Here is an 8,764-nt window from a genome sequence, read left to right on the forward strand (position 1 = left end):
AACTCATGCTTGGCGATTCCACCGTGTCACCGACGCGCGCCCCACTCGGCGCGCACAAAATACAACAAGCGAACCTGTGACGGAACGACAGCGTAACCTCATTGACGACCTCAACCTCATCGAGAACCCGCAAGAACGACTCTCGATCTTGGTTGACCGCGCGCGCCACCTTCCCCCGCTGCCCGCCGAAACCCGTAGCGACAAGACCCTCGTCCCCGGCTGCGTCTCGCAAGTCTGGCTCCTGTGCGAACGCGACACGGCGGGCCGCTGCTACTTCCGCTGCGATGCCGACAGCCCCCTCGTCAAAGCCCTCGTCGCCTTCCTCTGCGACTACTACAACGGCTGCACGCCTGCCGAAATCTTGGCCGAGATTGCCACCGAAGAGGCCAAGGTCGCAGCCCTCGACGAGCGGCCCGCGCACGGCACTGAGCCTCGCACCCGCTCGCCAGATAAACGAGCCGAAGACGCCTCACCCCTCGCCGCGCTCGGCCTCCTGCAAACGCTCTCTGCTACGCGCCGTAACGGCCTCGCCCAAGTCCGCGCCCGCATCCAAGCCTTCGCCGCCGCCTCAGAGGCAAACAGCCAAAGCACGAAGCCGCCACGAAACCTCGCAAACCATGGCAGTGAGCACGCCCCACTGCTTCTTTACGACGCGCATACTCACTCCCCCGCGCTAAACGGCCTTGCCACCCTCAGCGTTCTCAATGGCAGCCAACCCGCCGACTGGCCAACAGTCGCCGCACGCGCGGCCGAGCACCCCGACGCGCTCATCCCGAGCTACGGACTGCACCCGTGGTATTGCGCCACAGCGCCGAACGACTGGCTCGCGCAAATCCGCACGCGGCTGCTCACCGACCCACGCGCCCAAATCGGCGAGATCGGACTCGACCGCGCCCTAATCCGCCGCAGCGAGGCCGCCTCGATCGAGGCCCAACTCGCCGCCCTAAATGCCCAGCTCGCACTCGCGGCCGAGCTCGACCGAGTCGCCACGATTCACTGCGTGCAAGCCCACGGCCTCCTACTAGACACGCTTCACAACGCGCCAAAACTCCCTCGGCTCCTCCTTCACAGCTACTCCGGCTCGGCCCAGATGATTCGAGACTTCGCCGCACTCGGAGCCTACTTTTCCTTCGGCGCGAGCGTCCTCGACCCACGCCGTGAACGCCTCCTCAACGCTCTCCGCGCCACCCCACCCGAGCGGCTATTAGTCGAAACCGACACACCCGCTGGCCTCAGCTACGCCACAAACACTCTTGAGCAAAATCACTGGGCCCTCGCCTCCCTTTTGGGGCAACCCGTTGAGCAACTCACCGCCCGCGTCGCCGCTAACTTTCAACGGCTGTTTCTAAGCGCGGGCTAATCACACAGCGAAGCGCCTCTCCTGCTGCCGCGAGCCCGAAGGCTCCCGTCACAAACGCCGCCGCCCCCAACCCGCTCTCACAGTCGAGCTTTCCCGCGCCCTCACGCCCCGCCTCCGGCGCTGGCTCAGTGCGACACGTCCCATCCGCCCAAGGGAAAATACGCGGCTCGCTCGACCACACGCAACGCACGCCAAACTGCATCCGCCCCTTTTGCGTGCCTGCCTCGAAGCCATGCGCTCGCCGCAGTTTTCTTCGCACGAGCCGCAAAAGCTCGTCGCCCCACGCCTCGCCAAGGTCGCCCGTGCGAATCGCATTAAACTCACTGCGTCCGCCCGCCCCGCCCACCGTCACCGCTGGCAGCCCGCGCGTCACGCACTCGGCAAGCAGCAACGCCTTGTTGCTCACGTTATCGATCGCATCCACTACGCAGTCGAAACCTTCGGCCAAAATCCGCTCGGCATTCTGCGACGTAAAAAACTCGGTTAACACACGCACTCGGCAAGCCGGGTTAATCCGGCTCACCCGCTCGGCGATCACCTCCGCCTTTGGCCGACCTATGGTGCCATCCATCGCGGGCAATTGGCGGTTTACGTTAGTAATGCACAAGTCGTCCAAATCGACGAGCGTCAGCGCACCGACTCCACTGCGCGCAAGTGCCTCGACAACCCAAGAGCCGACGCCCCCCAAGCCCACGACGCAGACATGCGCGGCGTGCAAGCGCAGCAACCCCGCCCGACCGTAAAGCCGCGTTAAACCGCCAAAACGCTGGAGGTAGTCATCAGTCATCGCGCACAAGCTCACTTAGCGGCGGGCCAGTTGCGCGACTGCCGCGTTCAAATCGCCGCCCGAGGGGGTTTGAAACACGCTTAACCCAAACTGGTCGATAACCGCCAACAGATGGTCAAAAATGTCGGCCTGAATCGCCTCGTACATCGCCCAGCGCGTGTCGTTGGTAAACACATACAACTCGAGCGGGATACCGTGCTCGCCCGGCGAGAGCTGACGCACGAGCATCGTCATCCCTTGGTTGATACGCGGGTGCTGGCGCAGGTAGGCGACGCAATACGCGCGGAAGGTGCCGAAGTTCGTAATCCGGCGGCCATTACCCAAAATAGTCAGGTCGGTCCCACGCTGCTGATTGTCCTGATCGATCTCCGCCTGCTTCTCGTCGAGATAGGCCGTGAGCAGGTCGATGCGCCGCCACTGCTCGATCATCGCCTCATCGGCAAAGCGCACCGAGTGCATATCAATGTAGAGCGCACGCTTAATCCGCCGCCCACCCGACTCGAACATGCCACGCCAGTTTTTAAACGAGCCCGAAATCAGATCGTAAGACGGGATGGTGGTAATCGTTTTGTCCCAGTTTTGCACCTTCACCGTAGTGAGTGACACGTCGATCACATCGCCATCGGCCCCCGCCTTGGGCATCTCTATCCAGTCGCCAATGCGCACCATCTCGTTTACCGAAATCATAATCCCCGCCACAAAGCCGAGTATCGCATCCTTGAATACGAGGAGGAGCACCGCCGTCAGCGCCCCCATGCCAGTGAGGATATAGACGGGGGACTTGTCCAAAATCGTCGCCAACACCAGAATCAACGCGAAGACGGCAGCGACCAGCTTGAGCGCTTGGACAAAGCCCTTTACTGGCGTCCGCTCCGCGCGCCCCGAGCGTTGCGCGAGCAAGTGCAGCGCATCGAGCAACGCGAAAAACACGATTACCCAAATAAGCGTCAGGTAAATACTCACCGCCGCATTCACCACCGCCAGCACCTCGGGGCTCTGGCCAAGAATCTTTCCGCCAAGCGCATTTATGACCATCGCCGGGGCCAGGTGCGAGAGCCGTGAGAAAAAGTGCGCCTCCAGAAGCGCGTCGTCCCACTTCATCGGCGAGCGCCGCACCGCCGCCGCCACCCCGCGCAAAATCAGCCGCTTGGCCACAAGGTTAGCCACCCACGCCAACACCAGGAGCAGCGCGAGGCTAAACGCGAGCTGGGAGAGCTCCGCATACTCAGCACTCAAACCGCGCGTAAGCAGCCATCCTTGAATTCCAGTAAGCCAAGATTCCACCATAAGCCGCAAAGCCTGGCGAAATGACACCACTCATGCAAGGCAGCGCCGCTCACCAGTGCGCGACACTTTTCCACTACGCATGAAGCAGCCATCCACTACGCGTGGGGCGGCGGTCAGTGACCGCTTCCCTTTAATTTGGGATTTCGGCGTCGCGCTATCGCGCGAAAGCGAAATCCCAAATTTGAAAGCATTCCCCCTGTCGCGCTGCGACAGGGAGAGCAGTAAAAGGGAAAGTGGAGTGATAACCCGTTTGGGCGAGGTGGGGAAAATCACCAGTAAACTCCCGCCGCCAAGTTTGGGGTCCTTTTCAGATTTTGGTTTCGTTTCTGCGCGTCGCGCAGAGGCGAAACCAAAATCTAAATGGGTGCAGCGACACGCTGCCGCCCCACGCGTAGTGGAGGTTCAGAGAGAGCGATCACTGGACTCGAGCAGCCGGTCTATCGCTTCAACGGCGCGGCACTCGCGCTCGGCCCAATCGCCACAAATATCGACAAAGGGCAGCCCGCGCGAAGTGAGCATCTCGCGAAAAAGCCGTCGCATCATTGCGCGCCGCTTCGGATCGGCAGAGCCGCGCTGTGGGTCAGGCACAAAGGGCACATCGGTATCGCAGAGCAGGTAGAGCGCATAGCGACGGCTGCGCCTTTCGGCCTCCTCGCGCTCCCAGTCGGGGCAGTGCCCGGGGAAGAGCAGATCCGCATAAAGTACGTTGGTCAGCAACTCGGTATCCGTAATCAGAAGCGGGCTCCTCCTGTGCAGTGCCTCCGCGGCGGCGCGATCCTCTTTGGCCATTTGGCCGCGCCCGATCTCTGGCAAGTCCTCGGCGACGATTTGGCCTGCATGCGCATCCCAAAACGCGCGTACAAACTCCAGCGCGACCGGTGCACCGTAGTGCTGGCCAAGATACTGCGCGAGCGTGCTCTTACCCGTCGAGTCGGTCCCGACGACCGACACGCGAAGCAGCGGATTACTCTGAAAGTCGGCTCGCTGCATTTTGACGGTAAGCGCGCGACCACTCGAAATGGCCCCGAGCAGCAAGCGCACAGAAAAAAAGGTACAACACGCCGAACCAGTACAGGCCCGACATTAGGTAGGTCACTCCGGCGACCGTATCGACGACGATCCAGCCGATCCAGTTCTCCAGCCTTTTGCGCGCTTGGAGCCAGGTGCACACCACGCTAAAGCAGGTGATAAAGGCATCGCGATAGGGCGCCGCCGCGTCTGTATGCCTGAGCATATACGTCCCCCAAACGACTGTCGCCACAGCCCCCACGAACACGTAGCCCACGCGCCAGCCCCAGCCCAAAACCGTGACGGGCAAGGCAGGTTTTTCGCCCGAAACCACTTTCGCCAGTTCGTTAATCGAGTCTCTGCGCCGGTCGCCGCGCGCCCAGTGAATCCACCCGTAGCTCAGCACGACAAAGTACAGCACCTGCAACTTCACCTCGCCGTAAAAGCGCGAGTGATAAAACACGAGTCCTGACAGCGTCACCTGCACAAGCCCCACGGGAAAGTTCCACATGCTTTGCCGGACTATCAGCCACACGCCCAAGGCACCGAGTACTGTCGCCACGGGCTCAATCCACGCTGAGCCGAGAATCTCACTCATCGTGAGTTCGCCCCTTGGAGCTCGGCGGCCTCCGCGGCTTCAAGCGCTTCATTGAAACCCCAAATTAAGAGAACAACGCCAAGCACCGTGAAGATGACCGGCAGCCAACGCGCCCAAAACGTCCACCTGTCCAATTGCTCGGAGTTCAAACGATTGTCCTTAAAGCGCGTCTCCAGCCTATCGAGCCGCCGCTGCAACGTAAGCTGCAGGTACAGCGAGACAGCGATCAGCAAAATGCCGCCTCCCAGAATCGGATTATGCAAACTTTGAACAATCATCATGATAACTGATGTACGCGGATAGAATCCCTCAAGGAATCCGAAGTTCCATGCCTACTGCTAAGGAATTTTCGTTAGGTAGAATCTCGCGGTTGGCATTGTAAATATCGCGCCAGCGGGCGCGGTCGCCGTAGTAGCGCTGAGCGAGCCCGAAAAGGGTATCCCCGCGCACCACTACGTGGCGGCGCGCTGCCGCAGCTGTAGTCGAGGCGGCATTACGCCCGCCCGCAGCACTCGCGAGCTCACGCGGCCGCGTCGGTGCGCTTGGCGTAGTGGAGACCACACTACTCCGAATCGGCGCCAAGCTCAGCGGAGAGTCCTGCGCGGGCCGGGGCGGCGGCTCATGTGTAAGCCGGGCCGCTGACGCTTGCTGCGCCGCCGAGTCTCGCGAGGGCACGAGCAGCACGCCATTGGTCGGCACACGCACTTGAGTGACGGAGCTCGGCTGGCTCGCCGCACTGCGCACCGCGCTCAGTAGCTCCGCCTTCAATTGCTCGTTCTCGCGCTGCAAGCGGTTGATTTGCTCAACCATATCTAGCCGCTCGCTCTGGTTTTCGAGCGGGTTGGCAGGCAGCGTCCGCGCGAACTCGCGCTTCGCCCCTTCCACCAGCCCGCGCACTTGCGGGGCCTGCGGCGAGTTCGGGCTTCGCTCCAAATATTTCCGAAAGTAGTAAATCGCCGCTATCGGATCTTTGATTTGCTGCAGATAGATGATGCCCGCTTCCAGATGCGACTCGGGGGCGGCCTCACCCCGCTCGGCGATTACGCGCAAATAGGCGGCAAGGGCTTCTTGGCTGCGCCCTTGTTTCACCAGCCGCTGACCGAGCCGGTAATTAGGATCATCGATCTCTGCCCCCTGCGGCCCTTTATCGCGCGGATCGCAGGCCGAAAACATGAGGCAGAACAGTGCGAGTCCCCAAAGGGCGCAGCGATGGCGCGCAAGGGAAGTTCTGCGTAAAAACATGTCAGTGCGTAATGGCTAGAGAGTGAAAGGGATTGAACGAGCGAGCCCGCGCCCTAGAGTCCGCAAGCTCCTCTCCGCCGATACAAACCCTAAATGGCAGTGACCTCGAAAACCATCCTCAGTCGCGCCCGAAGCTGCATCCAAATCGAGAGCGACGCTCTACAGGAAACCGCGAAAAACTTGGGGCCCGAGTTCGTGCAAACCGCCCGCGCGGTTGAGGCCACCCTCGAGTCGGGCGGCAAACTCGTCTTTAGCGGCGTGGGCAAGTCCGCACATATCGCCCAAAAACTCGTCGCCACCTTTAACAGCACCGGAGCGACCTCCACCTTTCTGGACGCCACCCAAGCCCTGCACGGCGACCTTGGGCTATGCCGCACGGGCGACCTCGCCATCTTACTCAGCAATAGCGGCCAAACTGAAGTCCTCCGGCTCGTGCCGCTCCTGCGCCGCGCGGGACTCGGCCTAGTCGCCTTCACCTCGCGTGCCGACTCCGACCTCGCCGCCCACGCCGACCAGCTCCTGCTCTACCACGTCCCACGCGAGGCTTGCCCGCTGGCACTCGCCCCCACCGCCAGCACTACCGCAGCCCTCGCCCTCGGCGATGCACTCGCGATGGTGCTCCTGCAGGCACGCGGCTTCACGCGTGACGACTTCGCGCGCAACCACCCAGGCGGTAACATCGGTGCCCTACTCGTCCGCGTACGCGATCTCATGCGCACCGCAGAGCGTGCCCCGCAGCTCCCGCACACCGCCACAGTCCAAGACGCCATCCTCGCGATGACTAAGGCCAAGAGCGGCGCAATCGCCCTCGTGCACCCGCGCAGCGGACGGCTCAGCGGCGTACTCACCGACGGCGACTTTCGCCGCAGCGCGCTCAGCGGCCCAGACTTTCTCACGCAGCCCGTAAGCCGCTTCATGACGCGACGCCCCAAAACCATCCGCGCCGAAGCGATGGGCGTCGATGCGCTCGAACTTTTTGAAAAACACCAGATTGATGATCTAATTGTCGTCGACGCACAGGGAAAGCCCATCGGCATCGTAGACGGACAAGACCTCCCCAAACTCAAGCTGCTATGAGTACGCCTCACTCAAAGCCTACGCGAATCGGTATCATCGGCATGGGCGGCTTTGCGGCCATGCACCACCTCACCGTCGCAGAGCTTGAGGCCGAGGGCTTAGTCAAACTCACCTGCACCTGCGACCCACGCGCCGACTCCGCCTTTGCCGCACAACAGCAGGCTTGGCGCTTCGCCGAGCGCGGAGTCCGCGTCTTTTCGCACTACCAGCAAATGATCGACCAGTGCCGCGACGCGCTCGACTACGTCGTCGTCTCCACCCCGATTAACCTACACGCCGAGATGCACCGCGCAGCCGCCGAGGCAGGCATCCCTTGCTATCTCGAAAAACCGGCGACTCTCGACTACATCGAACTGGAGGAGATGATTGCGCGCGACGCGCGCTTACCACGAGCGAGCCTAGTCGGCTTTAACTTCATAATCGGGCCCACGCGCCGCGCCCTAAAGCAGCGACTGCTCGACGGCGAGTTTGGCGCAATCCTCGAAGCGACGCTACTGGGCCGCACACCACGCCCCGCGGACTACTTTTACCGCACGGACTGGGCAGGCCGCCTCATGATGGGCGAGCGGATCGTCCTCGACTCCTGCTTGGGCAACGCCAACGCGCACCTCGTGCACAATATGCTCTTCTGGCTCGGCCAAGGCGGACTCTCCACTTGGGCCGACATCGCGACCGTGCGCGCCGAGCTGTATCGCGCCCACGCCATCGAGGGAGCCGACACGTTTTTCGTGCAGGCGAGCAGCGCCGAAGGACAGATCCTGCGCTGCGCTGTCACTCACGCCTGCGCCGGCGAGACGCGCCACTGCGAAACGCTGCGCTGCGAAAAAGCTGAACTGCGCTACATCGTCGGTAGCCACGCCGAAATCCACTGGTTGGACGGACGCCCAAATGAGCGAATCGATACGCGCGGCTTCGACCCGTTGCGCGAAAACCACCTCGCCTATCGCCGCTACCTGACCGGCGAAGAATCGCGCCCCGCCACCAGCCTCGCCGACTCGCGCCCCTTTGTGCATTTAAACGACCTCGCTCACATCTCCAGTGGCGAGATTACACCGCTCCCCGGAGAGCTCATCTCGCACACGCGCAACGAAAGGGAGCAAAAAGACTACATCAGTATGAGCGGGCGCATGCAGGAAGCGATGAATCGCTTCCTGGACACAGGCACTTTTCCCGGTAAACAGTGGGGCCGCCGCTCGCCCGCTGTACTCGTCACCCCAGCAGCCTTGCCTAAGCTTCACGATACAGTTCGGGCCATGCATGCCGCACTCGACGTGTAGCGCTGAACTCCCGCTGGCTGATACGCTTTTTCCCACTGCGCGTGGGGCGGCGGTCAGTGACCGCTTCCATTTAATTTGGGAATTGGCCCCGTCGCTTCGCGACGAAACCAATTCCCAAATTTGAAAGC

9 protein-coding genes are annotated in these 8,764 nt (G+C 62.0%); 3 read left to right on the forward strand and 6 right to left on the reverse strand.

Translation table 11 applies throughout. The annotated features are described in order from the left end of the window. The first annotated feature begins 76 nt into the window (after nt 1-76). Nucleotides 77-1,360, forward strand: coding sequence for a TatD family hydrolase (locus AXK12_RS09285; RefSeq protein WP_068712096.1), 1,284 nt, complete (start codon nt 77-79; stop codon nt 1,358-1,360). Here AXK12_RS09285 and AXK12_RS05030 read toward each other — a convergent pair. The 6 genes from AXK12_RS05030 to AXK12_RS05055 form a co-directional block, all read right to left on the reverse strand. Then, on the reverse strand, nt 1,326-2,147 hold the full coding sequence (locus tag AXK12_RS05030; protein WP_068712098.1) for a tRNA threonylcarbamoyladenosine dehydratase: 822 nt from the start codon (nt 2,145-2,147) through the stop codon (nt 1,326-1,328). The genes AXK12_RS09285 and AXK12_RS05030 overlap by 35 nt on opposite strands. A 15-nt stretch (nt 2,148-2,162) precedes the next feature. Then, on the reverse strand, nt 2,163-3,383 hold the full coding sequence (locus tag AXK12_RS05035; protein ID WP_231863549.1) for a mechanosensitive ion channel family protein: 1,221 nt from the start codon (nt 3,381-3,383) through the stop codon (nt 2,163-2,165). Nucleotides 3,384-3,836: 453 nt separating this feature from the next. Further along, the gene (locus AXK12_RS05040; RefSeq protein ID WP_068712101.1) at nt 3,837-4,424 is read right to left on the reverse strand and encodes an AAA family ATPase; all 588 of its coding nucleotides are present in this window, start codon (nt 4,422-4,424) and stop codon (nt 3,837-3,839) included. Continuing rightward, the gene (pnuC, locus tag AXK12_RS05045; RefSeq protein ID WP_068712102.1) at nt 4,399-5,040 is read right to left on the reverse strand and encodes a nicotinamide riboside transporter PnuC; all 642 of its coding nucleotides are present in this window, start codon (nt 5,038-5,040) and stop codon (nt 4,399-4,401) included. Before pnuC ends, AXK12_RS05040 begins: the two co-directional genes overlap by 26 nt. Next, nucleotides 5,037-5,321 (reverse strand): hypothetical protein, encoded by a 285-nt coding sequence (locus tag AXK12_RS05050; protein WP_068712104.1) that lies wholly within the window; start codon nt 5,319-5,321, stop codon nt 5,037-5,039. The genes pnuC and AXK12_RS05050 overlap by 4 nt, the downstream gene beginning before the upstream one ends. A gap of 28 nt (nt 5,322-5,349) precedes the next feature. Next, complete coding sequence (locus AXK12_RS05055) at nt 5,350-6,213, reverse strand: Cell division protein CpoB (RefSeq protein ID WP_197456996.1); 864 nt, start codon at nt 6,211-6,213, stop codon at nt 5,350-5,352. A 162-nt stretch (nt 6,214-6,375) separates the two neighbouring features. On the opposite strand from AXK12_RS05055, the gene AXK12_RS05060 reads away from it, so the two are divergent. Further along, nucleotides 6,376-7,359, forward strand: coding sequence for a KpsF/GutQ family sugar-phosphate isomerase (locus AXK12_RS05060; RefSeq protein WP_068712110.1), 984 nt, complete (start codon nt 6,376-6,378; stop codon nt 7,357-7,359). Continuing rightward, nucleotides 7,356-8,636, forward strand: coding sequence for a Gfo/Idh/MocA family protein (locus tag AXK12_RS05065; RefSeq protein ID WP_082782661.1), 1,281 nt, complete (start codon nt 7,356-7,358; stop codon nt 8,634-8,636). Before AXK12_RS05060 ends, AXK12_RS05065 begins: the two co-directional genes overlap by 4 nt. The last annotated feature ends 128 nt before the right edge of the window (nt 8,637-8,764 follow it).

The organism is Cephaloticoccus capnophilus (assembly GCF_001580045.1).
Classification (GTDB): Bacteria; Verrucomicrobiota; Verrucomicrobiia; order Opitutales; family Opitutaceae; genus Cephaloticoccus; species Cephaloticoccus capnophilus.

What these genes read in the sequence shown, in the direction of transcription:
- AXK12_RS05055 (WP_197456996.1), bottom strand. Translation starts at nt 6,213, where the DNA reads ATGTTTTCGGCCTGCGATCCGCGCGATAAAGGGCCGCAGGGGGCAGAG.
- AXK12_RS05065 (WP_082782661.1), top strand. Translation starts at nt 7,356, where the DNA reads ATGAGTACGCCTCACTCAAAGCCTACGCGAATCGGTATCATCGGCATG.
- AXK12_RS05060 (WP_068712110.1), top strand. Translation starts at nt 6,376, where the DNA reads ATGGCAGTGACCTCGAAAACCATCCTCAGTCGCGCCCGAAGCTGCATC.
- AXK12_RS05050 (WP_068712104.1), bottom strand. Translation starts at nt 5,321, where the DNA reads ATGATGATTGTTCAAAGTTTGCATAATCCGATTCTGGGAGGCGGCATT.
- AXK12_RS05040 (WP_068712101.1), bottom strand. Translation starts at nt 4,424, where the DNA reads ATGCAGCGAGCCGACTTTCAGAGTAATCCGCTGCTTCGCGTGTCGGTC.
- AXK12_RS05030 (WP_068712098.1), bottom strand. Translation starts at nt 2,147, where the DNA reads ATGACTGATGACTACCTCCAGCGTTTTGGCGGTTTAACGCGGCTTTAC.
- pnuC (WP_068712102.1), bottom strand. Translation starts at nt 5,040, where the DNA reads ATGAGTGAGATTCTCGGCTCAGCGTGGATTGAGCCCGTGGCGACAGTA.